The sequence below is a fragment of the Mesorhizobium sp. Cs1299R1N3 genome (genome assembly GCF_037179625.1).
Lineage (GTDB): Bacteria > Pseudomonadota > Alphaproteobacteria > Rhizobiales > Rhizobiaceae > Mesorhizobium > Mesorhizobium salmacidum.
Window position 1 is genome coordinate 615814 of record NZ_JAPYKQ010000001.1, and the last position, 25455, is coordinate 641268.

At 64.1% G+C, this 25455-nt stretch carries 22 protein-coding genes and 1 tRNA gene; 18 read left to right on the forward strand and 5 right to left on the reverse strand.

Translation table 11 applies throughout. The annotated features are described in order from the left end of the window. Positions 1 to 138: 138 nt before the first annotated feature. The 7 genes from O7B34_RS02875 to O7B34_RS02905 all read left to right on the forward strand — a co-directional run bounded on the left by O7B34_RS02875 (position 139) and on the right by O7B34_RS02905 (position 9580). Positions 139 to 801 carry a c-type cytochrome gene (locus tag O7B34_RS02875; protein WP_337144785.1) on the forward strand — a complete coding sequence of 221 codons (663 nt, stop codon included), beginning with the start codon at positions 139 to 141 and terminating at the stop codon, positions 799 to 801. Positions 802 to 964: 163 nt separating this feature from the next. Further along, complete coding sequence (locus tag O7B34_RS02880; RefSeq protein WP_337144786.1) at positions 965 to 2842, forward strand: extracellular solute-binding protein; 1878 nt, start codon at positions 965 to 967, stop codon at positions 2840 to 2842. Beyond that, a complete protein-coding gene (locus O7B34_RS02885) occupies positions 2842 to 4710 on the forward strand; it encodes an extracellular solute-binding protein (RefSeq protein ID WP_337144787.1) in 1869 nt (622 codons plus the stop codon). The genes O7B34_RS02880 and O7B34_RS02885 overlap by 1 nt, the downstream gene beginning before the upstream one ends. Positions 4711 to 4740: 30 nt before the next feature. Beyond that, on the forward strand, positions 4741 to 5835 hold the full coding sequence (locus O7B34_RS02890; RefSeq protein ID WP_027142081.1) for a microcin C ABC transporter permease YejB: 1095 nt from the start codon (positions 4741 to 4743) through the stop codon (positions 5833 to 5835). Then, positions 5835 to 6980, forward strand: a complete 1146-nt coding sequence (locus O7B34_RS02895; RefSeq protein ID WP_027142082.1) for an ABC transporter permease — start codon at positions 5835 to 5837, stop codon at positions 6978 to 6980. Before O7B34_RS02890 ends, O7B34_RS02895 begins: the two co-directional genes overlap by 1 nt. Further along, entirely contained in the window at positions 6977 to 8608 is a 1632-nt protein-coding gene (locus tag O7B34_RS02900; protein ID WP_337130093.1) for an ABC transporter ATP-binding protein, read from the forward strand. Before O7B34_RS02895 ends, O7B34_RS02900 begins: the two co-directional genes overlap by 4 nt. Before the next feature lie 30 nt (positions 8609 to 8638). Then, positions 8639 to 9580 carry a 2-hydroxyacid dehydrogenase gene (locus O7B34_RS02905; RefSeq protein ID WP_337139182.1) on the forward strand — a complete coding sequence of 314 codons (942 nt, stop codon included), beginning with the start codon at positions 8639 to 8641 and terminating at the stop codon, positions 9578 to 9580. A gap of 13 nt (positions 9581 to 9593) precedes the next feature. Here O7B34_RS02905 and O7B34_RS02910 read toward each other — a convergent pair whose 3' ends face one another. From O7B34_RS02910 to O7B34_RS02920, 3 genes are all read right to left on the reverse strand, one after another. After that, complete coding sequence (locus tag O7B34_RS02910; RefSeq protein WP_337144788.1) at positions 9594 to 10121, reverse strand: AAA family ATPase; 528 nt, start codon at positions 10119 to 10121, stop codon at positions 9594 to 9596. A gap of 33 nt (positions 10122 to 10154) precedes the next feature. Further along, a complete protein-coding gene (locus O7B34_RS02915) occupies positions 10155 to 10514 on the reverse strand; it encodes a hypothetical protein (protein ID WP_337144789.1) in 360 nt (119 codons plus the stop codon). A 123-nt stretch (positions 10515 to 10637) separates the two neighbouring features. After that, complete coding sequence (locus O7B34_RS02920; protein WP_337144790.1) at positions 10638 to 11555, reverse strand: class I SAM-dependent methyltransferase; 918 nt, start codon at positions 11553 to 11555, stop codon at positions 10638 to 10640. 149 nt (positions 11556 to 11704) lie between these two features. Here O7B34_RS02920 and O7B34_RS02925 point away from each other — a divergent pair, with 149 nt between their 5' ends. Then, positions 11705 to 12715, forward strand: a complete 1011-nt coding sequence (locus tag O7B34_RS02925; protein WP_337144791.1) for a ligase-associated DNA damage response exonuclease — start codon at positions 11705 to 11707, stop codon at positions 12713 to 12715. A gap of 229 nt (positions 12716 to 12944) precedes the next feature. Continuing rightward, positions 12945 to 14546: a cisplatin damage response ATP-dependent DNA ligase gene (locus O7B34_RS02930; RefSeq protein WP_337144792.1), complete on the forward strand. Its 1602-nt coding sequence runs from the start codon at positions 12945 to 12947 to the stop codon at positions 14544 to 14546. A 31-nt stretch (positions 14547 to 14577) separates the two neighbouring features. Here O7B34_RS02930 and O7B34_RS02935 read toward each other — a convergent pair whose 3' ends face one another. Further along, a complete protein-coding gene (locus O7B34_RS02935; protein WP_337144793.1) occupies positions 14578 to 15723 on the reverse strand; it encodes a hypothetical protein in 1146 nt (381 codons plus the stop codon). Positions 15724 to 16011: 288 nt separating this feature from the next. Here O7B34_RS02935 and O7B34_RS02940 point away from each other — a divergent pair. The 9 genes from O7B34_RS02940 (at position 16012) to O7B34_RS02980 (ending at position 21982) form a co-directional block, all read left to right on the forward strand. Beyond that, a tRNA-Thr gene (locus O7B34_RS02940) sits at positions 16012 to 16087 on the forward strand. 140 nt (positions 16088 to 16227) lie between these two features. Beyond that, entirely contained in the window at positions 16228 to 16416 is a 189-nt protein-coding gene (locus tag O7B34_RS02945; protein ID WP_027142105.1) for a YodC family protein, read from the forward strand. Positions 16417 to 16628: 212 nt separating this feature from the next. Then, positions 16629 to 17081, forward strand: coding sequence for an EF-hand domain-containing protein (locus tag O7B34_RS02950; RefSeq protein WP_337144794.1), 453 nt, complete (start codon positions 16629 to 16631; stop codon positions 17079 to 17081). A gap of 45 nt (positions 17082 to 17126) precedes the next feature. After that, positions 17127 to 17669: an RNA polymerase sigma factor gene (locus O7B34_RS02955; RefSeq protein ID WP_337139166.1), complete on the forward strand. Its 543-nt coding sequence runs from the start codon at positions 17127 to 17129 to the stop codon at positions 17667 to 17669. Positions 17670 to 17782: 113 nt separating this feature from the next. Next, positions 17783 to 18235: a hypothetical protein gene (locus O7B34_RS02960; protein ID WP_337144795.1), complete on the forward strand. Its 453-nt coding sequence runs from the start codon at positions 17783 to 17785 to the stop codon at positions 18233 to 18235. After that, positions 18232 to 18687, forward strand: a complete 456-nt coding sequence (locus tag O7B34_RS02965) for a periplasmic heavy metal sensor (RefSeq protein ID WP_337144796.1) — start codon at positions 18232 to 18234, stop codon at positions 18685 to 18687. The genes O7B34_RS02960 and O7B34_RS02965 overlap by 4 nt, the downstream gene beginning before the upstream one ends. A 110-nt stretch (positions 18688 to 18797) precedes the next feature. Further along, positions 18798 to 19079 carry a GCG_CRPN prefix-to-repeats domain-containing protein gene (locus tag O7B34_RS02970; RefSeq protein ID WP_337144797.1) on the forward strand — a complete coding sequence of 94 codons (282 nt, stop codon included), beginning with the start codon at positions 18798 to 18800 and terminating at the stop codon, positions 19077 to 19079. 118 nt (positions 19080 to 19197) lie between these two features. Further along, positions 19198 to 20697: a DUF1800 domain-containing protein gene (locus O7B34_RS02975; protein WP_337144798.1), complete on the forward strand. Its 1500-nt coding sequence runs from the start codon at positions 19198 to 19200 to the stop codon at positions 20695 to 20697. 46 nt (positions 20698 to 20743) lie between these two features. Beyond that, positions 20744 to 21982: a DUF1501 domain-containing protein gene (locus O7B34_RS02980; RefSeq protein WP_337144799.1), complete on the forward strand. Its 1239-nt coding sequence runs from the start codon at positions 20744 to 20746 to the stop codon at positions 21980 to 21982. Positions 21983 to 22035: 53 nt separating this feature from the next. Here O7B34_RS02980 and O7B34_RS02985 read toward each other — a convergent pair whose 3' ends face one another. Continuing rightward, positions 22036 to 25446, reverse strand: a complete 3411-nt coding sequence (locus O7B34_RS02985; protein ID WP_337144800.1) for an acyl-[ACP]--phospholipid O-acyltransferase — start codon at positions 25444 to 25446, stop codon at positions 22036 to 22038. Between the last annotated feature and the right edge of the window lie 9 nt (positions 25447 to 25455).

Here is a 25455-nt window from a genome sequence, read left to right on the forward strand (position 1 = left end):
GCAGCGCCCTTATAGGTGTTGCAACGCCCGAGCAAAAGACCTAGTTTCCGCCCGATTTGACCGGCTCTGGAGGGCAGGTCTCGATACCGACGGACGGAATGGACGGATCAGTCCGCCGGAAAAGGGAGCAAGGGGCGAATGGATTCCAACGAAGTCAACAAACTGCTCGCCGGATTGCTCGGAACTGTCTTCGTCGTTTTCTCGGTCGGCCTGGTGTCGGACGCGCTGTTTGCCTCGCCGGCGCCGGAAAAGCCCGGCTTCGCCATCGAGGCGACCGAACCTGCCGAAGGCGGCGCGGCTGCGCCGGCAGCGGCCGAAACGCCGATCGCCGACCTGCTGGCCAAGGCCAGCGTCGAACAGGGCGCTGCCATCTTCAAGAAATGCCAGGCCTGCCATTCCGGTGAAAAGGGCGGCCCCAACAAGGTCGGTCCCGATCTTTGGGACATCGTCGACCGTCCGGTCGCCTCTCACGAGGGCTTTGCCTATTCGGCCGGCATGAAGGAATATTCCAAGGGCGGCACCGAGAAGTGGACTTACGATAACATCAACCACTTCATCACCTCGCCGAAGAAGGACGTGAAGGGCACGGCGATGGGCTTTGCCGGCCTGCCGAAGGAAGAAGACCGCGCCAACGTCATCGCCTATCTGCGCACGCTGTCGGACAACCCCAAGCCGCTGCCGGCGCCGGGCGCCGCCGCGGACGCCAGCGCGCCGGCCAAGCCCGCCGATGGAGCCGCTCCGGCGAAACCGGCTGCGCCTGCCGCTCCCGCCGCGCCTGCGCCGGCCGCACCGTCAAAATAACCGGAAATACCGTGGTCATCTTGAAAAAGCCGGGTTCTGCCCGGCTTTTTCGTTAGGGAAAAAGCATGGTGCGGCGACAAAGCCGCGCATGGCGGTTTTCACGAGCGTCAAATCATCTAGATTGCGTCTGGATGATCCGCAGGCATGGCGAAGAGGATAGTGCATGACGGTTGGCCGAACGCTTCTCAAGTCGTTGTTGGCGGCGGCCCTGCTGGCGGCGGGGTTGCAGGCAACCCGGGCCGACGAGTGGCGGACCACCTCATCGCTGATCGGCGAATCCAAATACGGCGATAATTTCCAGCACTATGATTACGTCAATCCGAACGCGCCCAAGGGCGGCACGCTGAGTTCGGTGCTGCTTGGCACCTATGACAGCTTCAATCCCTATATCGTCCAGGGATCGCCGGCGGCGGGCCTCGTCGGATTCGGCGGCGGGCTGCTCTACGACACGCTGATGGAGCAGGCGACCGATGAGGGCAGCGTCAGCCATCCCCTGATCGCCGACGCCTACAAATACCCGGCTGACTATTCCTCGGCGACGTACCGGCTCGATCCGCGCGCCAAATGGCATGACGGCCAGCCGATCACCGTCGACGACGTGATCTGGTCGTTCAAGGTGCTGAAGGCGAACAGCCCGCAATACAGCCGCTATTTCGAGAACGTCACCGATGCGGTGGCAATCTCCGACCGCGAGGTCGAATTCCATTTCAACCAGAAGGGCAACCGCGAACTGCCCAAGATCATGGGCGACCTTGCCGTGCTGCCGAAACACTGGTGGGAAGGCACGGACGCCAGCGGCAAGAAGCGCGACGTCACCAGGCCGACGTTGGAAATCCCGCTCGGCTCGGCCGCCTACAAGATCGCCAGCTTCAAGCCGGGTTCGGAGATCGTCTGGCAGCGCGTACCGGACTACTGGGCGGCCAAGCTGCCGGTGAAGGTCGGCCGCGAGAATTTCGACACGCGCCGATACACCTACATCCTCGACGACAATGCCGCCTGGCTTGCCTTCACCAAGGGCGGTCTGGAAGACATCAACCGTGAATACAGTTCCCGCAAATGGGCGACGGCCTATAATTTCCCGGCCATCCAGGCCGGCGACGTCATCAAGAAGGACTTCCAGACCCACTCGCCACAGCCGATGCAGGGCTTTGCTCTCAACCAGAGGCGGCCGCTGTTCCAAGACCGGCTGGTCCGCGAAGCACTGACCATACCGTTCGATTTCGAAAGCATGAATCGTACGCTGTTCTTTGGTTTCAATACCCGAACATCAAGCTATTTCCAGGGTACCGAACTAGCATCCAGCGGATTGCCGCAGGGCAAGGAACTGGAAATCCTGGAAAAATACCGGGACAAGCTGCCGCCGGAACTCTTCACCCAGGAATTCAAGCTGCCTGTCTACGACTCTCCGCAAGCGGAGCGAAAGTACCTGAAGCAGGCCGTCGATCTCTTCGCCAAGGCCGGATGGGTCATCAAGGGCGGCAAGATGGTCAACGCCAAGACAGGCGCACCGTTCAAGTTCGAGATCCTCGGCTGGAATGACACAGACCAGGTGATCGCCAGCCCCTATATAGCCAACCTGCGCAAGATCGGCGTCGACGCTACTCTGCGCATCATCGACCAGACGCAGTACATCAACCGCGTCAACAACTTTGATTTCGATGTCGTGACGGGTCTGTTCGGCCAGTCGGATTCGCCCGGCAACGAGCAGCGCGATTTCTGGAGTTCCAAGGCGGCCGATGCGCCTGGTTCGCGCAACCTGATGGGCATCAAGGATCCAATCGTCGACGCGCTGGTCGATCGCATCATCTTCGCCACCGATCGCGATGATCTCGTCGCCGCCACACACGCACTCGACCGCGTCCTGCTGTGGAACTTCTATGTGGTGCCGCAATATTACCGTTCCGCGGTCTGGCTGGCCTATTGGAACAAGTTCAAGTTCCCCGACAAGCAGCCTGCCTATGTGGGCGCCGATATCGATTCCTGGTGGGTTGATCTCGACAAGGAAAAAGCGCTGGCGGCCAAGTACAAGGGTCTGAATTGATGGCGGTGCTGCCCCGCCGCGATTTCCTGGCTTTGGGCGGCGCCGCCGCTGCCGCCGCCTTCATGCCGGGCAAAGCCTTCGCAAACATAGCGACCGGCACCAAGCTGCACGGTCTGTCCGCCTTCGGCGATCTCAAATACAAGCCTGATTTCCCCCATTTCGACTATGTCAATCCGGACGCGCCCAAGGGCGGCCAGATGAATTTCGCGCCGCCCAACGCAACCCTCAATCAGAGCTTCCTGACTTTCAACACACTGAATTTCCTGGTGTTGAAAGGGGAGGCACCGCCGCGCGCCGAACTCTGTTTCGATTCCCTGATGACCCGCGCGCTCGATGAGCCGGATGCGGTCTACGGCTTGCTTGCCGAGTCCGTCACGCTGTCGCAAGACCGCAACGGCTTCCGCTTCGCGCTTCGACCGCAAGCGCGTTTCCACGATGGCTCGCCGCTGACCGCCGAGGACGTCGCCTTCGCGCTGAAACTTTACAAGGACCAAGGCCACCCGAACCTTTCCAAGGCGCTGCGGCATATGACGGAAGCGGTCGCGGTCGATCCCGTCACCCTTGCCTTGACCTTCAATGGCGAACAGTCGGCGCAAAACATCCTGGCGGTCGTGGGTATGCCGATCGTGTCCAAGGCCTTTTATTCGGCCAACAATTTCGATGCCTCGACGATGACACCGCCGCTTGGCTCGGGACCCTACAGAATTGGGCGCGTGGCGGCCGGACAGACTGTCGAATATGACCGCGTGGCCGACTATTGGGGCCGCGATCTTCCGGTGAACCGCGGCCTGTACAATTTCGACCGTATCCGCATCGATTTCTATCTCGACCGGCAGGCGGCCTTCGAAGCGTTCAAGAAAGGTGACACGCATTTTCGCGAGGAATTCACCGCGCGTGTATGGGCGACCGGATACGACTTTCCAGCGTTGAAGGACGGCAAGGTCGTCAAACGGGAATTTCCCGGCGAGAAGACCCCGGACATGCAGGGCGTCGCTTTGAACCAGCGTCGCCCGCAGTTCCGGGACGAACGGGTGCGACGGGCGATCGCCAGATGCTTTGATTTCGAATGGATGAAGCGGGCGCTGTTTTACGGCTCTTACGAACGCGCTCAATCGAATTTCGAACGCTCGAACTACAAAGCCGAGGGCTTGCCCTCGCCCGAGGAATTGGCCCTGCTGGAGCCGTTCAGGGCCGAGTTGCCGCCAGAGGTCTTCGGTGAAGCCGTAACGCAGCCCCTCTCAGACGGATCGGGCCATGACCGCAAGCAGCTGGGCGAGGCTTCGCGATTGCTTGCGCAAGCCGGCTGGAAGCGTGCGGGCAGTTTTCTCGTCAACGACAAGGGTGAGCGGCTGCGGGTTGAAATGCTGGCGGAGGATGACGGCATCGTTCGCATCTATACCCCTTGGTCCGAGAATATGAAGGCGATCGGAATCGACGCATCGATCCGGCAAGTCGATTCAGCGCAATATGAACAGCGGCAGAGCGATTTCGACTTCGATCTCGACATGCTGCATTGGTCGATCGGAGCGACACCGACTGATGACGGGCTGGAAATGCTCTATGATTCCCGGATGGCTGATACACCGGGACAGCGCAATTATCCGGGTACGAAAAGCAAGGCCATCGACGCGCTGATCGTGGCGGCCGGCAAGGCACAAAGCCGCGCAGAACTCGTCACCGCGCTCAGGGCGCTCGACCGGGTCTTGCGCGCGCGGCTAGACTGGATTCCAACATATTATCTGGCGAATCACCGCGTCGCCTATTGGGATATGTTCGGCTTTGTCGAGCAAAAGCCCGATTTCGACTTTCCGGTCGAGACGCTGTGGTGGTTCGATAAGGGCAAGGCGGCAAAAATTGGCAAAGGCTGAGATGTTCGCACGAGCAGGACGCGAGGCCTGATGGGCGCCTATATACTGCGCCGTATCCTTTTGATGATCCCGACCCTGTTCGGCATCATGGCGATATCATTCGCCGTCATCCAGTTCGCGCCTGGCGGCCCGGTCGAGCAGGTCATCGCCAAGCTGACCAACCAGGGCGGCAGCGACCGCCTCGGTGGTGGTGGCGGCGACGCGGGCGGCTCCAATTTCGATGCTGCCGGCGATGTCGGTTCGAAATATCGCGGCGCCCAGGGTCTCGACCCCGAATTCATCAAGAAGCTGGAGAAGCAGTTCGGCTTCGACAAGCCGCCGCTCGAACGCTTCGGCATGATGCTGTGGAATTACGCCAGGTTCGATTTCGGCAACAGCTATTTCCGCGATATTTCCGTGCTCGACCTGATCCTTGAGAAGATGCCTGTGTCGATTTCGATCGGACTCTGGATCACGTTGTTGTCCTATCTGATCTCGATCCCGCTCGGCATCCGCAAGGCTGTGAAGGACGGCAGCCCCTTCGACGTCTGGACCAGCGGCGTCGTCATTGTCGGCTATGCCATTCCGGGCTTCCTGTTCGGCATCCTTTTGATGGTGCTGTTTGCCGGCGGCTCGTTCTGGGACTGGTTCCCGTTGCGCGGCATCGTTTCCGACAATTGGGACCAGTTGTCCTGGCCGGCCAGGATTGCCGATTATTTCTGGCACATGACCTTGCCGCTGACGGCGCTGGTGCTGTCGGCCTTCGCCACGACGACGCTTTTGACCAAGAACTCGTTCCTGGAGGAAATCCGCAAGCAGTATGTGGTGACGGCGCGCGCCAAGGGCCTGTCGGAACGGCAGGTGCTTTATGGGCACGTCTTCCGCAACGCCATGCTGATCGTCATCGCCGGCTTCCCGGGCGCCTTCATCTCGGCCTTCTTCACCGGCTCGCTGCTGATCGAGAACATCTTTTCCCTCGACGGGCTCGGCCTGCTCGGCTTCCGGTCGGTGGTCGAGCGCGACTATCCCGTGGTGTTCGCCAATCTCTATATCTTCTCGCTGCTTGGCCTGTTCGTCGGGCTGCTGTCCGACCTGATGTACACCTGGGTCGATCCGCGCATCGATTTCGAGCGGAGAGACGTCTGATGTCGGAGGCAAGCGTTACCGCCGGTGTCTTGCCGGAGCGGCTCCCACGGCCGTTCCTGTCGCCGCTCAACAAGCGTCGCCTGCAGAATTTCAAGGCCAACCGGCGCGGCTACTGGTCGCTGTGGATTTTCCTCGTTCTGTTCGTGCTGTCGCTGTTTGCCGAATTCATCGCCAACGACAAGCCGATCATCGCTTCCTACAAGGGCGAAATCCTTTTCCCGGTGATGGTCGCTTACCCCGAGGAAAAATTCGGCGGCTTCTATGCAGTCACTGACTATCGCGACCCGGTGATCCAGGACGAGATCAATGCCCATGGCTGGATGATCTGGCCGCCGATCCGCTATTCCTACCAGACCGTCAACAACGCCATTCCCGAAGCGGCACCCGCCAAGCCGTCGTGGGAATATGACGCCAAGACGCGCTGCAACCAATATCCACAAGGAGCCGATGACCCGGCCTGCAATGTCGGCAACTGGAACTGGTTCGGCACCGACGACCAGGCGCGCGACGTGCTGGCGCGCGTCATCTACGGCTTCCGCATTTCGGTGCTGTTCGGCCTGATCCTGACCGCGGGCTCGGCGCTGATCGGCGTCGGCGCCGGTGCGTTGCAGGGCTATTTCGGCGGCTGGACCGATCTGCTGTTCCAACGCTTCATCGAGATCTGGTCGGCAATTCCCGTGCTTTATCTGCTGCTCATCGTCGCCGCCATCCTGCCGCCGGGCTTCTTCATCCTGCTTGGCCTGATGCTGCTGTTCTCCTGGGTGGCGCTGGTAGGCGTGGTGCGGGCCGAGTTCCTGCGCGCCCGCAACTTCGAATATGTCAACGCGGCGCGCGCGCTCGGCGTGCGCAACCGCACCATCATGTTCCGGCACCTGCTGCCCAACGCGATGGTGGCGACATTGACCTTCCTGCCCTTTTTGCTGAGCGGATCTATCTCGACGCTGACCTCGCTCGACTATCTCGGCTTCGGCCTGCCGCCCGGCTCCGCCTCGCTCGGCGAACTGCTCAAGCAGGCACAGCGCAACCTCAACGCGCCTTGGCTCGGCATATCCGGCTTCGTCGTCATCTCGCTGATGCTGTCGCTGCTGGTCTTTGTCGGCGAGGCGACGCGCGACGCCTTCGATCCGCGCAAGACGTTCAAATGAGCGAAGCCCCCTTGCTCAGCGTCCAGGACCTCAGCGTCGCCTTCAGCCAGGACGGCGGCCAGTCTGTCGCCGTCGACCATATCTCGTTCGACATCGCCAGGGGCGAGACGGTGGCGCTTGTCGGCGAATCCGGCTCCGGCAAATCGGTCTCGGCGCTGTCGGTGCTGAAGCTGCTGCCCTACCCCAGCGCCAGCCACCCATCGGGCAAGATCCTGTTCCAGGGCGCCGACCTGCTGGCCATGAGCGAGAAGCAATTGCGGCAGGTGCGCGGCAACAAGATCACCATGATCTTCCAGGAGCCGATGACCTCGCTCAATCCGTTGCACACGATCGAGCACCAGATCGTCGAGATCCTGAAGCTGCATCAAGGCATGAGCGACCGTCCGGCCAAGGCGCGCACGCTGGCCCTGCTGAAAGAGGTCGGCATCCGCGATCCGGAAAAACGGCTCGATGCCTATCCGCACCAGCTTTCGGGCGGCCAGCGCCAACGCGTCATGATCGCCATGGCGCTCGCCAACGAGCCGGAACTGTTGATCGCCGACGAGCCGACGACGGCGCTCGACGTCACTGTGCAGGCACAGATCCTCGAACTGCTCGCGGGCCTCAAAAGCCGCAAGGGCATGTCGATGCTGTTCATCACTCATGACCTCGGCATCGTACGCAAGATCGCCGACCGGGTCTGCGTGATGACCAAGGGCAAGATCGTCGAGACCGGACCGACCAAGGACATCTTCGCCAGCCCGCAGCACCCCTATACGCGTCATCTTCTGGCGGCCGAGCCGAAAGGCAAGCCACCAGCCGCCAATGCCGAAGCCAAGCCTGTCATGACCGGCAAGGACATCAAGGTCTGGTTTCCGATCAAGCAGGGCTTCTTCCGGCGCACTGTCGATCATGTGAAGGCGGTCGACGGCATCGACGTCACGGTGCGCGCCGGCCAGACGCTGGGCGTGGTCGGAGAATCCGGTTCCGGCAAGACCACGCTCGGCCTGGCGCTGGCGCGCATGATCTCGTCGACCGGAACCATCAAGTTCAACGGCCGCGACATCAACCAGCTCACCTTCAACGCCATGCGGCCGCTCAGGCGCGAACTGCAGATCGTCTTCCAAGACCCGTTCGGTTCGCTCAGCCCGCGCATGTCGATTGCCGAGATCATCGAGGAAGGCCTGAAGATCCACGAGCCGAAGCTGTCGCCCGACGAGCGTGACGACAAGGTGGCCGCCGTGCTGAAGGAAGTCGGCCTCGACCCGGCGACCCGAAACCGCTATCCGCACGAATTTTCCGGTGGCCAGCGCCAGCGTGTCGCCATCGCGCGCGCCATGGTGCTCAACCCGCGCTTCGTCATGCTGGACGAGCCGACATCGGCGCTCGACATGAGCGTGCAGGCGCAGGTCGTCGATCTCCTGCGCAATTTGCAGGCCAAGCACGACCTTGCCTATCTCTTCATCAGCCATGACCTCAAGGTCATCCGGGCGCTGGCCAACGACGTCATCGTCATGCGCAACGGCCAGATCGTCGAAGCCGGCCCGTCCGAACAGATTTTTGGAAATCCGCAAACCGACTATACTCGGGCGCTGATCTCGGCCGCCTTCAAGATCGAGACGGCGCCGACAGGCGTGGTCAGCGAGTGATCCGCATAAGGAAGGACTGAACGAACCGCGATGGAAAAAGGCCGTATCCTGCTTGCCGTCACCGGCTTTCATCCGCAGCGCTGGCGCGACCTGTTGTCGGCCGAGCGCGAGGTGGTGCTGGAGCCGGACGGCGCCAAGGATCCCTCGATCACCTATGCGGTGGTCTGGAAGCACAAGCCCAACCTGATGTCGTCGCTGCCCAATCTGCGCGCCATCTTCTCGATCGGCGCCGGCGTCGACCATATCTTCGCCGATCCCGGCCTGCCCGACGTGCCGATCGTCAAGGTCGTCGCTGACAACCTCACGCAGTACATGACCGAGTACGTCGTCTGGCGGGTGCTCGACCATCATCGGCAGGGCCTGCTCTACAGGTCGCAGCAGCTAAAGAAGATCTGGCACGAACCGCAACAGAGGCCGGCCGGCGACATTTCCGTCGGCATCATGGGTCTCGGCAGTCTCGGCCGGGCCGCGGCCTCGGTACTTCTGTCGCTCGGCTTCGCGGTCAATGGCTGGTCGCGCAGCGACCGGCCGATGAACGGGGTGGCAACCTATTCCGGCGAAGCAGGCCTGATCCCGTTCCTCAATGCCACCGACATTCTGGTGGTGCTTCTGCCGTTGACGCCGGATACGCAAGGCATCATCAATTACGGCGTGCTGAAGGAGTTGCGCAAGCGCAACGGACTTGGCGGCTCGGTGCTGATCAACGCCGGGCGTGGGCGCCTGCAGAAGGACGCCGACATCGTGCGGGCATTGGACGACGGTACGCTGAAGGAAGCGAGCCTCGACGTGTTCGAGGTCGAACCGCTGCCGAAGACCAGTCCGCTGTGGCGCCATCCGAAAGTGTTCGTGACGCCGCATGCCGCGGCGACCTCCGATCCCGTGCACCTGGCGCCGATCATGCTGCGCCAGATGGACGCTTTCGAGCGCGGCGAGAAGCTCGACAATCTGGTGGACCGCAAGGCGGGATATTAACCAGACATTGTCGTCACCTGGCCAAGTCCCAGTCCTGAAAACATTTCTTGATCGCCCGAACCGAAGACAGCTGCAGCTTCTGCAGGTCGATCCGCTCCAACATCGCCCTGTATCTCTGCCGGTTTTTCGGCGTGGCCACGGCGATGTGGTGGATCATGTCCCATTTGATGCTGTCGCGCCCGCCTTCCAAGCCACCGCGCCTCTCCCTCTCGAACAGGGTTCGCCTGAAATAACGCAGCAGACTTGCCGAGGTGGAGATGTCCAGCAGGATCAATCCCGTCGCGCGCTGAAAGCGTTGCGGCATGCAGACCGAGTAATTTCCGTCCATCACCCACCGCTCACCGGCGATCGCGGCGTCATGCAAGGCAATGAACTCGTCCCTCGGACGCTGCTCCCAATCCGTGTTGGGCAGATGAAAGAGCAGATCGAGATGGATAAGCGTCAGGCCACGCTTGCGCGCGATCGCGTCGGCAAGCGTCGACTTGCCGCTGTTGGACGGCCCCAAAATACAGATGCGATCGCCGAGGTCCGAGAGCTTCACCGGATGGATCCTAGCAAGATGGACGATTGGTCATCAGCCGGGTAGAGCGAACTTCGTCTGCTTGTCCGGCTTGCCGCAGTCGCGGCGGCCGATGGACCGGTTCATGGCATCGATTTCGCCTGACGCCTTGTCGCTGTCGCGCTGGGCCTTGGAGCGCATGTCGGGCGTGAACGGGCCGAATCCCATGGCGGGATTGGAGAAGGTCGGCTTGGCGGTGGTCGGGAGATTATATCGCTGCGCCAATCCGTTGCGCTGCGCCAGCAACTGATCGCATGGCACGCTGTCATATTGCAGCGAGGATTCGATGTTGGCGTCCTGCCGCTCGGACGCTGAATTGCCGACGCAGCCGGCGGTTGCCAGGCAAGACGCCAAGATCATCATCTTCCAGCGCATCGAAGTGCTCCTTCTGGTATTCCGCCCTGATGCGACCAGATCGCAAATATCAATCGCGCACGCAAATCGGACTTTTTCGCAGCAGTACAAAGCAGTGTCGGAATCACCGAGTATCATCAGACTTCAAGCCGCGTCCGCCTTCCGTGCCACGACGGCCAGGCCTTTGACGGGCTCGCGGCGATCCTGGCGGATGCTTGTTGGCTCCAACGCCACGATCGAGAGGCCGTTGGCCTCGAGGGTCCGCCTGACATAGCCATCCGAATGAGCGTAGCGCCGCGACGGCTGCAGTGCCAGGTCGCCGCCATCCGTCAGGCTCTCGACGGAAAAGGCAAACAGGCCGCCCTCGGCGAGCAGGCCGGCGACCGTTCCCACAAAACCTTCGAGCCCGCCGATGTAGATCAGCACATCGGCCGACATCACCAGATCGGCCTTGTCGCCCGAATAGGAAAAATCCTGCAAATCCGCTTTTGTCAGCGCGTCATAGATATTTTTTTCCCGCGCTTTCCTCAGCATCCTTGCCGAGATATCGACGCCCTCCAGCCGGTCGACGATCGGCCTCAGCCTCTCGCCCATCAGTCCGGTGCCGCAGCCCAGGTCGAGCGCCAGGCGGAAGCGGCCCGGCCTTGCCTTGCGGATGGCGGCGTCGATCACCTCGGGCAGCCGGTAGTCGAGCTTACCGACCAGCATCTCCTCGAACGTCTCGGCATAGTGGTCGAACAGCGTCTCGACAAAGGCGCTGGGCGGCGCCATCGAGGCCGGACCCTTGCCGATCAGCTGCAGTTTGAGAGCCGCGCCCTGGCGATCGGCCGGATCGAGTTTCATCGACGTCGTCCAGGCCTGCGCCGCCAGATCGAGCCTGCCTGATGCCTCCTGCATCTCGCCGAGACGAAACCAGCCCATTGCCCATTGCGGCGCCAGTTCCAGCGCGCCGAGCAGCAACTCGGCCGCGGCAGTGTGATCACCGGAGGCAAAGAGCATTTCGGCATAATCTGCACGGCGATCGGCGTTCGGGTCGCCCGACGAGGTCTGAAGCGGTTTCATGATGATGGTTCCACCGGCAGGGTAGCCGGCCACCATCTCTGTAGAGCAAAGCATGCCGAAGCTGAACCGAATTGAGCAGGCTTCGCCCGGGAGTCAGCAGTCTCGGGCAACAGGCTTCCCGCAGCGGAATTATATCCTATCTTGGCATCATGCGCGCCAGCGACCTGCTTCATCCCCGGCCCGAAGGCCTCTATTGCCCGCCGGGAGATTTCTTCATCGACCCGGTGCGGCCGGTGAACCGGGCGCTGATCACGCACGGCCATTCCGACCATGCGCGTTCCGGCCACGGCTCGGTGCTTGCGACACAGCAGACGCTCGATATCATGGGGCTGCGCTATGGCGAGGACTTTGCCGGGACGACGCAGGCAGCTGCGTTCGGCGAGACGATTGCCATCGACGGCGTCGATGTCAGCTTTCATCCGGCCGGCCATGTGTTGGGTTCGGCGCAGATATCGGTCGAGCACCAGGGCAGGCGCATCGTCGCCTCCGGCGACTACAAGCGGCAGAAGGACGCGACCTGCGCACTATTCGAGCCGGTCGTCTGCGACGTCTTCATAACCGAGGCGACCTTTGGCCTGCCGGTGTTTCGCCATCCGCCCGACACGGAAGAGATCGCCCGCCTCTTGAAATCGGCGGCGCAATTCCCGGAGCGTTCGCATCTGGTCGGGGCCTACGCACTGGGCAAGGCGCAGCGGGTGATGCGGCTGCTGCGCGACGCCGGTTACGACAAGCCGCTCTACATCCATGGCGCGCTGGCCAAGCTCAGCGAATATTACCAGAGCCAAGGCATAGATCTCGGCGAACTCGAGCCGGCGACGGTGGAGAGCGGTGCCAAGCAGGATTTCGCCGGCGCCATCGTGGTCGGCCCGCCATCGGCCTTCGCCGACCGCTGGGCGCGGCGCTTTCCCGATCCGATCTCGTGCTTCGCGTCGGGCTGGATGCGCATCCGCCAGCGCGCCAAGCAAGGCGGCGTCGAGCTGCCGCTGATCATCTCGGACCATGCCGACTGGGACGAACTGATCATCACCATCAAGGAGACCGGCGCCGAGGAAATCTGGGTCACGCACGGCCGAGAGGAAGCGCTGGTGCGCTGGTGCGAGTTGGAAGGGATAGCGGCCAGACCGCTGCATCTGGTGGGCTACGAGGACGAGGGCGATTGAGGATGACATCCATCGACGCCGCGCCCTACGGCGCCCCCCTCTGTCCTGCCGGACATCTCCCCCTCGAGTGGGGAGATTGGCAGTTTTGGCGGCTGCGCCCTTGCTTCTGCGTTAAGGATTGGCGAAAGCCGTCACAACATCCGATCTCCCCCCTGGAGGGGGAGATGTCCGGCAGGACAGAGGGGGGTGCCTCGCGCAGACCTCTCCCCTTCATGCGGTCCTCATCGCCATGAACCGCTTCGCCGAACTTCTCGACCGCCTGGTGCTGACGCCGTCGCGCAACGGCAAGCTGACGCTTTTGACCGATTATTTCCGCAGCGTCGAGGATCCCGATCGCGGCCTGGCGCTGGCGGCCATCACCGGCGATCTCAGGATTGCCGCGGTCAAGCCGGCCATGCTGCGCACGCTGGTCATCGAACGCATGGACCCGGTGCTGTTCGGCTATTCCTACGACTATGTCGGCGATCTCGCCGAGACGGTGTCGCTGGTCTGGCCGCAAACGCCTGGCAGGATCGCGAACCGCGAGCCGACGCTTGGCGAGGTGGTGGCGAAGCTGCAGGCGGCAAGCCGCTCCGACGGACCGAAGGTGCTGACGGGGCTGCTCGACAGCGCCGGCATCTCGGCGCGCTTTGCCATCATCAAGCTGGTCACCGGCGGCCTGCGCATCGGCGTCTCGGCGCGGCTGGCCAAACAGGCGCTGGCCGATTTCGGCAAGGTCGATGTCGCCGAGATCGAGGAGCTCTGGCATGGGCTGTCGCCGCCCTACACGGCGCTGTTCGCCTGGCTGGAAGGCAAGGCCGAAAAACCGCGCAACACGGCGATGGCGCTGTTCCGCCCGGTCATGCTGTCGAATCCGATCGGTGACGGCGACCTCGAAAAGCTCGATCCGGTGGACTATGCGGCCGAGTGGAAATGGGACGGGATCCGCGTCCAGGCGGTGGCCGAAGGCGGCATCCGCAGGCTCTATTCGCGCACCGGCGACGATGTCTCGGGCGCCTTTCCAGATCTCGCCGACGCCATGCATTTTTCCGCGACGCTCGATGGCGAGTTGCTGGTCGGCGATCCGCGAGAAGCGACGGGAACTTTCTCGGACCTGCAGCAGCGGCTGAACCGCAAGACGGTGACGCCGAAGATGCAGCAGCAGTATCCGGCCTTCATGCGCTGTTACGATCTGCTGCAGATCGGCCCGGAGGATCTGCGCGGACTGTCCTTCCGCGAGCGGCGCGGCCGTCTCGAAGCCTTCATCGGGACGCTCGATCCCAGCCGCTTCGATCTCTCTCCCTTCGTCGAGTTCACGGACTGGCAGGCGCTCGAGGACCTGCGTCGTGCGCCGCCGCATCCGATCATCGAAGGCGTGATGCTGAAGCGCTGGGACTCGCCCTATGTCGCGGGCCGGCCGAAGGGTCCGTGGTTCAAATGGAAGCGCGATCCGCATACGGTGGACGCCGTGCTGATGTATGCCCAGCGCGGCCACGGCAAGCGCTCGAGCTTCTATTCCGACTATACATTCGGCGTCTGGTCCGGAGCCGAGGGCGCGGAGGAACTGGTGCCGGTCGGCAAGGCCTATTTCGGCTTCACCGACGAGGAACTGAGGCAGATCGACAAATATGTCCGCGACAACACCGTCGAGCGCTTTGGACCGGTGCGCTCGGTGCGCGCCGACCGCGACAATGGCCTGGTGCTGGAAGTCGCCTTCGAGGGGCTCAACCGCTCGACCCGGCATAAATCGGGCGTCGCCATGCGTTTCCCCAGGATTTCACGGCTGCGCTGGGACAAGCCGGCAAACGAGGCCGACCGCATAGAAACCCTGCAGGTGCTGCTCGACCGCTAGGAGCGGCCCATGTGTCGGTCGCAACGGTTGTTCAAGGCTCGATCGAGACGCGGATCTCGTAGACGTTGACCGCCTTGCCCTGTTTGTCGAAATCGGAATTGATGGCGATGGTTCCGGCTGAGCCGGGATGCTTGTCGGGGAACTTCACGTCGAACAGATATTCGTTTTTCTGCTGGCCGACCGCGTAGCGCTTGCGGCCGCAGTCGCCGAGTTCGCCGAAATTGCAGTCGACCGAGATCTGCGTGTCCTTGCCGTCCTCGGCGCGGGCGATGATGTCGAACACGGCGTGCTTGCCGGCGAGTTTTTCCAGCACGCCCTGCCCGACGTCGAAGGCGATCGCCGAGCCGGAGGCGCCGGACTGGATGCGCAGGAACGGTCCGCTGTCGTCCTTCATCACCTCGGCCTTGGCGTCCGACGGGGCGGCGACATGGGTCGGGTCGGTCGGCGAAAACACATTAATCCAGTCGCGCGACTGATCCGCGGCACCGGGCTTTGCCGGTGCATTGGCGCCGTCGGCCGGGGTAAAATCGTCGTCCTCGACCGTCGGCGGCGCTTCCGGCGGCGCGGTATTGAGCTGCGCCGCCGTTTTGAACACACCGGTCTGCATGGCGAAGTACAGTCCGATACCAATCGCCGCGAGCAGCGTGACCGTGAAGAAAATGGCGGTCAGCGGCAGGCGCCGGCCGCGTATGCGCCGCTCATCGCGGTCGGGCGCCACTTCCGTCGCGGCTCCCGGCGCGGCGGGAGCCGACATGTCGATGGCTGGCGCGCTGGGAAGACTGGCGTCCGGCATGATATCGGGAACCACCGGCAGCACGCGCGAGCGCGGCGCGTCGGATCCGGGCTGCACGGGGCCGTCGACGGCGACGGCGGGCGATGGCGCCCTCGGGCCGGCCTCGATCGCCGGCGCCGCGCCGCCCTCGGCCTCGCCTGCCGGCGTGTCGATCTGCGGGGCAACGCCGGGCACCGCCGGCAGATACTCGGATTCGATTTCGGTGATTTTCGCCTGGATAGCCTTGCGGCGCTTGATGGCGACTTCCACGGTCACGCCGGGATTGGCCTGGAGCGCACGGTCGAGCGCGGCGAAGGCCGCACGATAGACCCTCTCGCGGAACGCGCGGTCCTCGGCGTTGCCCTTTTCCAAGGCGTTCCGGATCGCTTTTTCGATCGCGTCCAAGCGAGGTCCCTCTGCAAATTGCCACAAGCTTTCATGATGGTTAGCGGCAGGCGACCAATCAATCAACGGGCGGGCAGCCGCATTCTGCCTCGACGGGCCGTTCAAAGTCCATCTTCGCGATGTTCCGGCAAACAAAATCGGAATCTGCCGGCGATTCCAGCATGCAGGGACGCCGGAACCCCGGTTTCGATCGCGGCGGGCCTCTTGCATGATTTGCCAAGTCGCATCTTGAATTCGCGGCCGGTTGAGTCTATCACCCAGCCCATCTTGGAGGCCTTGGCCTCCCGGGCCGCTTTAGCTCAGTTGGTAGAGCACATCATTCGTAATGATGGGGTCAGGTGTTCGAGTCACCTAAGCGGCACCAGTTCCTCTGTCCACCCGCATGCTGCAATCAGCACCTGCGTCACTGCCCGTGCAGTGGATCGCGACACCGGCGAAGCATATCCGCCATTGTCGAGACCGGGGTTTGATGTGAAACTCGCGGCGTCAGCATGGGAGGTCCAAATGCCCAACACTTTCAAGACCGGAGACGTCGTCAAGCTGAGGTCGGGAGGCCCGAGGATGACGGTCAGCGACGGCGCCGCTTCCGGCATGTATCTCTGCCACTGGTTCAACCGCGAGGGCGATGTGTGGACCCCGCAACATGCGGGGTTCAAGCAGGAGCAGCTGGTAGCCGCCGACCAATCGACGTAATTCCCGCTTTAGCCAACGGATGGCCGGGCCGGCGCGGCTCCAGACGCACCGGACGAAGTGTTCTGCCGTTTCCGGGACCGCCACGGTCCGTCATCGCCGGCAAGCGCGTGATCGGCAGGGTGACCGACGGATTTTTATGATCACGACGTTTAACGGCTGAAGCGTGACCGTGGCATTGGGCCATGGCAATGCGCCAACCGGAGACGTGAAGCATGATACGCCGTTCGATCCTTGCCACTGCCTTGAGCGTGCTGACCACCGCGGCTCTGGCCCAGACAGCGACACAACCACCGGCCGCGACGCCGCCTGCCGCCACGTCGCCCGCAGCCGCATCGTCGGCTGGCACATCGTCGGCCGCCAAGTCCGACATCACACTGGCCAAGTTCCAGAAACGGCGGGAGAAGGCGATCATGGCCGCCGACACGGACGGCGACGGCAAGATCAGCCTGCTGGAATGGCAGGCCTTTCAGGCCAAACGCAACGTCAGGCGCGCCCCCGCCAAATCCTTCGCGCGCATCGATTCCAACCATGACGGCTTCATCGACCGGGCCGAGCTCGATGCGTTCTTCGCCAAGCGCTTTGCCAGGCTGGACAAGAATGGCGACGGCATTCTGACGGCCGACGAGAGGCCGAGCCACAAATCCGCTCCCAAGCCGGAGCAGTGACCAAGAGGCTATGACGTGTGATGGATATCGGGAGTGCGCCAGCCGATGAGCGCCGATCCGGACGAGGAGCTGGTTCGTCGGGTCGGTGCCGGCGATCCCGCGGCGGTGCAGGCGCTCGTCGCGCGCAAGCTGCCGCGCATCCTTTCGCTTGCCGTGCGCATGCTGGGCGATGCGGCGGAGGCCGAGGACGTCGCGCAGGAAACTTTCGTGCGCATCTGGCGTCATGCCTCGAAGTGGCGGCGTGGCAATGCACGCTTCGACACCTGGGTCCACCGGGTCACGCTCAACCTTTGCTACGACCGGCTGCGCCGGCGCCGCGAATGGGTGACCGACGAGATGCCGGACATTGTCGATCCCGCCCCGCTTCCCGATTCCCATCCTGGCGAAGAGGCGCATCGGGTCGAGCAGGCCTTACAGGCAATCGCGCCACGCCAGCGCGAGGCGATCATCCTTGTCTACTATCAGGAGATGTCCAACATCGAGGCGGCCGCGACCCTGGAGATCAGTGTCGATGCCCTGGAGAGCCTGCTGTCGCGCGGCCGGCGGGCGCTGCAGGCGATGCTGGCCGGGGATGGCGGCCATGACTGAGAAAGGCGCGCGCCCGTATACTGTACGTTCAACCCGCCTTGCCGGCGTCCGGTTGGTCTGCGTTGTTTCCGACCCGCGTGGGCACGCGGCACCGAGGTGCAAGGGGAAAACAAATGGCTGAAGACATCGAAGACGGGCCGGCAATGGATGCCAAGCGTTTCGCAGCGCTGGCGGATGCCTATGGCGGCGATTTGCGCCGCTGGCCGGAAGCGGAACGCGAAGCCGCCATAGCCTTTGCTTCAAGTGAAGCGGGCCAGGCCATTTCGCGACAGGCCGACACACTTGACGCCCTGCTCGACAGCTATAGCGTCCAGCATCCCGGCAAGGCGCTGCACGGCAGCATCCTGCGCGCAGCCGACCGGCACCTCGTCCAGCGCCGGCGTCATCGGTTCTGGTGGCTGGGTCTGGGACTCGCCGGCATTGGTCTGGCGGGCGCCGTCGCCGGATTGGCGTTGGTGAGCATTGTCACGCCGGAAGCCGGATCGGATCACTATGTGCTGGATGCCAATGTAACGGCGTTCGGCGATGCCGGGCCCGATGCCGAAAACGGCGAGGAGAGCCTATGAGCATGGGCCGCAACCTCATCATCGCATCGGTGGTGCTGAACGTCTTCCTGGCCGGGGCGCTTGCCGGCGGGGCCGTCTGGATAAGAAGCGGCAAGTCCGGCCAGGGCTATTCGCTGGAAGCCGCCGGCGGCCGGCTTCCAGACCAGGAGCGCATGCTGTTCCGCAAGGCACTGCGCGAAGTGCGGCGCGAATCCCGCCAGGTCATCCTCGATGGTCAGCAGGCCAGGCGCGAGGCAGCCGACCTGCTGCGCCAGCCGGTTGTCGACACGGCGGCCCTATCGGCTGCGCTGAAGCGGGCCCGCAATGCCGACATCGCCGTGCGCACGCGGCTTGAGCAGCGCATCATCGAATTCGCGGCGGCGGGTTCGGCCGCGGATCGCGCCGTGCTGGCGGAAGGGCTGGCCAGGCGGGCCGGGCCGCAGCCGAAGGCAGAGCCAAAAAAATCGCCGTGACGACCGACGGAAAAAGCCCGCGGGGCCGTTTAACCGGGAGAAGGGCAGACCTGCCGGACCAATCGGTGCGAACAGGTTTTTCATTCTCGGACAACATTCGGAGTAACGTCATGAACCGCCTGACACAGTATGCGGCAGCAGCCGTCCTCGCCTTGACCGGAACCGCAGCAACCGTCGCGGCCTCCGCCGCCATGCCGATGGTGGCGCAACCGGCCGCCCCGGCGCTGATCGAGCATGTGGCCTGGGGTTGCGGGCCCGGCTGGCATCCCAATCCCTGGGGGCGCTGCGTTCCCAACCGTGTCGTGGTGTATCCGCGCTACCGCTATTGGCACGGCCCGGCTTACTACGGCTGGCATCCGCACCGCCACTGGCACCGCTGGAACCGCTGGTAAGCGCGCGGGAGGGCCGGGCGGCACCCGCCGCCCGGCCGCCTATCCCCGGTTTGAGCTGGGGAAACAGCCCAATCGGGCGTCGCGCACCTCGCATGAGATCCAACCATGGAGCGCTGACATGGCAGCCCAGGCTAAAGATTCCGCGCCGCCGGATCCCGCCCTGATCGCCTTCAACCGCTTCGGCCTCGGAGCCCGACCCGGCGACCGCGACAGGCTGGCGAACGACCCACGCGGCTATCTCAAGACGGAACTGCGGCGGCTCGACGCCGCCATGATATCGCTCGACGACCCCACCTATGCCGATCTCAAGGGAAGCACGCCTGCCATCCAGGCCAGCATGGCGGCAAACCTCCAGCGCAAGCTGGACCGGGAGCGGATGGCGACAGAGCAGCCGGCGACGGGCACGGAAACGCCAGCCTCGGCCTCGGTTATGCCGCCACCCGCCGCACCGGGCATGTCGCCGCCCACCGCCCCGGCCGCTGCCAAGGCCAAGCCCGCCGTGCCGCCCGTCGAGGCCATCTTGTTCCGGGCCGAGGCCCAGGCGCGCTTCGACACGGCAATGCAGGCCGAGGCCGGCTTCGTCGAGCGCCTCGTCTATTTCTGGTCGAACCATTTCTGCGTCTCCGTGGCCAAGGCCAACATCGTGCGCGCCAGCGCCGGGGCCTTCGAACGGGAAGCCATCCGGCCCTTCGTGCTCGGCCGCTTCGCCGACATGCTCATGGCGGTGGAGCGGCATCCGGCCATGCTGTTCTATCTCGACAACCAGCAGTCGATCGGCCCGGACTCCCGCGCCGGCAAGAACCGGCAGCGCGGCCTCAACGAGAACCTCGCCCGCGAGATCCTGGAACTGCACACGCTCGGTGTCGGCAGCGGCTATAACCAGGCCGACGTCACCAGCTTCGCGCGCATCCTGACCGGCTGGACGATGGCCGGGCGGGAAGGACGGCTGGGCGAACCCGGCAGTTCCGTCTTCAACGCCAATGCGCACGAGCCGGGCGACGCGGTGCTGCTCGGCAAGACCTATCCGGCCGGCGGCATGGGCCAGGCCGAGGCCGCGCTCAATGACATCGCCCGTCATCCGGCGACCGCGCAACACATCGCCACGCAACTTGCCCGCCATTTCATAGCCGATGACCCGCCGCCGGCGGCGGTCGCCCGTCTCGCAAAGGTGTTCGTCAAGAACGACGGCAATCTCAGGGCACTGGCGGCGGCGCTCATCGACCTGCCGGAGGCGTGGTCGACGCCCCTGGCCAAAATGCGCTCGCCCTTCGATTATGTCGCTGCCATCAGGCGAGCGGCCGGCCCGGGACCGAACGATCCCGGCCAGTCCCTCAACTGGCTCAACGCACTGGGCCAGCCGCTCTGGCAGCCGCCGGGACCGAACGGCTTTTCCGACCAAGCGGACAGCTGGGCATCGGCCGAGGGCATGAAGATCCGCCTCGACATCGCGTGGCAGGCCGCCAGGCAGGTGAAAGATATCGGCAATCCCAACGACATGCTCGACGCGGTGATCGGGCCCTCCGCCTCGCCGGAGACGCGGCAGGCGGTCGCCCGCGCCGAGTCCAAGCAGCAAGGCCTGGCGCTGCTGCTGATGGCGCCCGAATTCCAGCGCCGATAGCTCGAGCGATAGGTCCGGCGCCGACAACTCCCATGGAGACCAAGTCATGAGCCTGCTGTGTGAAACCCCTCACCCTTCCCGCCGCGCCGTGCTGATGACCGGCGGCGCGCTGTTTGCCTGGGCCTATCTGCCCCGCTTCGCCCGCGCCGCCGACAACCGCGACCCGCGCCTGATCGTCATCGTGCTGCGTGGCGCGCTGGACGGCCTGTCGGCGGTCGGTCCGGTCGGCGACCCCGACTATGCCGGCCTGCATGGCGACATCGCCCTGTCGCTTTCCGGTCCGCATGCGGCGCTGCCGCTCGATGCATTCTTCGCGATCAATCCGGCGATGCCGGTGTTCGCGCGCCTGTTCAAGGCAAGCCAGGCGGCCGTCGTGCATGCGGCGGCGACAGGCTATCGCGAGCGCTCGCATTTCGACGGACAGGATGTGCTTGAAAGCGGCTTTGCCGGTCCCGGCCATGTCGCTAGCGGCTGGCTCAACCGGGCGCTGGAGAACCTGCCGGCAGGCGACCGCGTGGCGACGCTTGGCGGCCTGGCCGTCGGGCCGTCGACGCCGCTGGTGATCCGTGGCGCGGCACCGGTGCTCGGCTGGGCGCCGCAATCGCTGCCAGCGCCGGCAGGCGACCTCGCGACGCGCGTTCTCGATCTTTACCAGCACCGCGATCCGGTGCTGGCGGTGGCGCTGCAGAAGGGCCTCGACGCCAACAAGATGGCACTCGACGACCAGATCGGCGTCAAGGCGATGAAGCCTGGAGGCGGCCTCGACAGCGCCGCCGGCATGCGGCAGGCCGCGCAAGGCGCGGCCAGGCTGATCGCGGCCGATGACGGGCCACGCGTCGCGGCACTCGCCTTCGACGGCTGGGACACGCATGTCAACGAGGGTGGCGCGACCGGCCGGCTCGCCACTTTGCTCGGCGGCCTCGACGGGGCGTTCGAGGAATTCGAAAAAGGTCTCGGCGAACGCTGGAAGGATACGGCCATCGTCGCGATCACCGAATTCGGCCGCACGGCGCGGATCAACGGCACGGTCGGCACCGATCACGGCACCGGCACCGTGGTGCTGCTCGCCGGCGGCGCGATCAAGGGCGGGCGCGTCATCGCCGACTGGCCGGGGCTGAAGCCCGCGCAACTTTACCAGCAACGCGACCTTGCGCCGACCAGCGATGTCAGGGCGGTGCTGAAAGGCCTGCTCGCCGACCAGTTCGGACTTTCGGCCGCGGTGCTCGGCGAGAAGGTGTTTCCGGACTCGGGTGCGGTGAAGCCGATGATGAACCTGATTGTCTGACGTCTGGCGACGCCGCGTTTTCTGCCGCGGCGCCGTCTCGCTCTTGCCCGCGATCAGGCGGCCTCGACCTTGGCGGGCGCGAAGTCTTCGCCGCGCACCAGCCTGGTCACGCCGACGAAATCGATCTTGCCCGAGCCAAGCACCGGCACATGCGCCACGACGCGCACCTCGGCCGGCACCATCAGGTCCATGGCGCCGTTTGCCTTGGCGAAGGCCAGAAACTCGGCGCGCGTCGCCTTTTCGGCTTCGGTGATGAGCACCAGCTTTTCGCCCTTTCGCAGGTCCGGCACTGTCGCGACCGCCGAGAGCGATCCTTTCCACAGCTCGCCCGCCAATGCTTCGACGGCAGCCAGCGAAATCATCTCGCCGCCGATCTTGGCGAATCGCTTGGCGCGGCCGCGGATGCTGACGAAGCCGGCATCGTCGATGCTGACGATGTCGCCGGTGTCGTGCCAGCCGTCCCGCAGCGGCTCGAGCACACCAGGCTTTTCGGCCCTGAGATAGCCCGCCATGACGTTGGGGCCGCGTACGAACAGCCGTCCGCCACCTTCGACGCCGATCACCGGTTCCAGGCGGTATTCCATGCCGGGCATGATTTTTCCGACCGTGCCTGACTTGTTGTACATCGGCGTGTTGATGGAGATGACCGGGGCCGTCTCGGTGACGCCATAGCCTTCGAGAATGCGCAGGCCGAACTTCTCCATATAGGTTTCGCGGGTCGAGGCCTTGACCGGCTCGGCACCGGAAAAGCAATAGCGCACCGAGCGGAAATCATAGGGATGGGCGGTGCGCGCATAGCCGCTGAGGAAGGTGTCGGTGCCGAAGATGATCGTCGCGTTCGAGGCATAGACCAGTTCCGGCACGATGCGGTAGTGCAGCGGCGACGGGTAGAAATAGACGGGAACGCCGGACACCAGCGGCAGCACCGTGCCCGCCGTCAACCCGAACGAATGGAAGATCGGCAGTACGTTGAACACTTTGTCGCCTGAATGAAAATCGATGCGCGAGGCGGCCTGTGCGGCATTGGCCAGGATGTTGCGATGGGTTAGCACCACGCCCTTCGGCGTGCCTTCGGAGCCCGAGGTGAACAGGATCACGGCCGGGTCGGTGGCCTTGCGGGCAACCCTGGGCGTGGTCTTGCGCAACAGGCCAAGCAGCTTGTCCTTGAGGCCGATCGTTGCACGCAGATCATCGAGCCAGACGACTTTGACCGACTGGCCGACCTCCTCGACGATTGCGCCGAGCTTGGCCTGCTCGACAAAAACCCGAGAGGTCAGGATGGTGGTTACCTGCGCCGCCTTGCAGGCGGACAGGATGTTGGTGGCACCGGCAGTGAAGTTGATCATCGCCGGTACCTTGCCGGCCGACATGACGCCCAGCAGCGCGGCACAGGCGCCATTGGCGTTGGGCAGCATGATGCCGAGCGTGTCCTGTCCGGCATAAAGCGTCTCGAACTTCTCGCCGAGCACCGCGACACCAGTGAGCAGCTTGCCGTAGCTCAGCGAACCGGCGACCGGATCCTGCACCGCAAGTTGCTTCATGCCGCGCTCGGTCGCCGTCTCGATGATCCTTTCGAGCACGGTCTTGTCGATATGCTGGGTGCGGAAGACGAGGTCTGACATCACCTGGTAGAGCGCAGCACCGGCGGCGGCCCGGCGCTTGCGGCCTTTCAGATCGTCGTCGACCTTGAGCTTGACCGGCGGCAGTATGGTGACCCTGACCTTCGGGAACAGGCGGCGGCGCACGTGCTGCGCCGTCAGCCGCGAGAAGGGGCTTTTCTCCAGCCCCTCGATGCGGATCGGCACCACCATCGAGCCGGTCTTGTCGGCCACCATGGCGGCGCCGTCATAGACCTTCATCAGCCCGCCGGTGACGGTGATGCGGCCCTCGGGAAAGATGACCAGCGGATCGCCGTTCTGCACGATCTTGATCAGCGTGCGCGTCGACATCGGCTTGGCCGGATTGAGCGGCAGGGCGCGGGTCAATTTGAGGAACGGCTTCATCCACCAGGCCTGCGCGATCGTGTAGTCGATGGCGAAGACCGGCTCTTCATCGGTCAGCGTCAGCGCCAGCGGGCCGTCGAGGAAGCTGACATGGTTGAGCGCCAGGATGGGCGCCGGACCTGCGGCCTTCAGGTTTTCCAGGCCCTCCACTTCCAGACGATGGAAGGCACGGAAGAGAATGGAGACGAAGTCGCGGAAGGCGTTGGTCGGCAGATATTTCAACATCAGCCAGGCGGCCACGGCATTGAAGGCGGCAAGCCCGAACAGCACGCTGGCAATAGACACGCCAGCGGCCTGAATGGCGGCGACGAGGATGCCGCCCATCGTCATGAAGCCGGCGTTGACGATGCTGACAGCGGCGACGACGCGGGCGCGGCGCGCCTCGGGCGACCAGGCCTGCACGGCGGCGAAGGTCGGCACAACCAGGAAGGCGCTGGAAATGGCCATGCCGGCAAGGTCGATCGCAACACGGATGGTGTTCGGCCCGGCGAAGAAGAGACCAAGGGTTTCGGCTTTTGGCGAGGGCTGCATGCTCCAGATCGTCCAGGCAAGGTGCAAGCCGAACAGCGCCAGCAGCGCCGTGCCGACCGGCGCCGGGAGCAGCACCATGCGGCCTTGCGACATCCAGGCGGCGATCGCCGAGCCGATGGCGATGGAGACGGCGAACACCGCGAGATACGCGGTGACCGCGATCTCGTTGCCACCGAGCTGATCCTTGATCAGCGTGGGCAGGATCGAAAGCACGATGGCGCCGATCAGCCAGAACCACGAGGTCATCAATCCGGCGCGCCAGATGCGCGTGTCGGTGCGCAATTCGCTGACCTGCCGCCATGTCGAGCGGAAGATGTTCCAGTCGATGACAAGGTTCGGCGCGGCGGAGCCGGTCGAAGGGATGGAGCGGCTGACGGCCCAGCAGCCGACCGCCAGGATCATCATCATCGGACCGAAGACCGCGACACCAATGCCGTCGGCGGAGACCACGCCGCCAACGATCGTGCCGCCAAGGATGGCGGCGAAGGTCGCCGACTCGATCCAGGCGTTGGCGCGGGGCAATTCCTTGCGCTCGAGATGATCGGGCAGGATGCCGTATTTGATCGGCCCAAACAGCGCCGAGATGACGCCGAACATCAACAGCGCGGTCATCAGCACGGGAATGGAGGACAGCGCGATGCCGACGACCGCGACGGCCGCGGCGCCGATCTCGGCAAATTTCAGCCGGCGGGCGATGAGCGCCTTGTCGAAGCGGTCGGCAATCTCGCCGCCCAGCGCCGACAGGAGCAGGAACGGAGCCATGAACACGGCGCCGGCCAAGGTGACCAGCGACGCCGCCTGGTCGGCGGCGAGTGTGAAGAGGATCAGGAACACCAGCGTGTTCTTGAGGAAATTATCGTTGAAGGCGGACAGGAACTGCGTCCAGAAAAGCGGCGCGAAGCGCCGCGAAAGCATGAGATGCGTGTTCATGGCGATTTC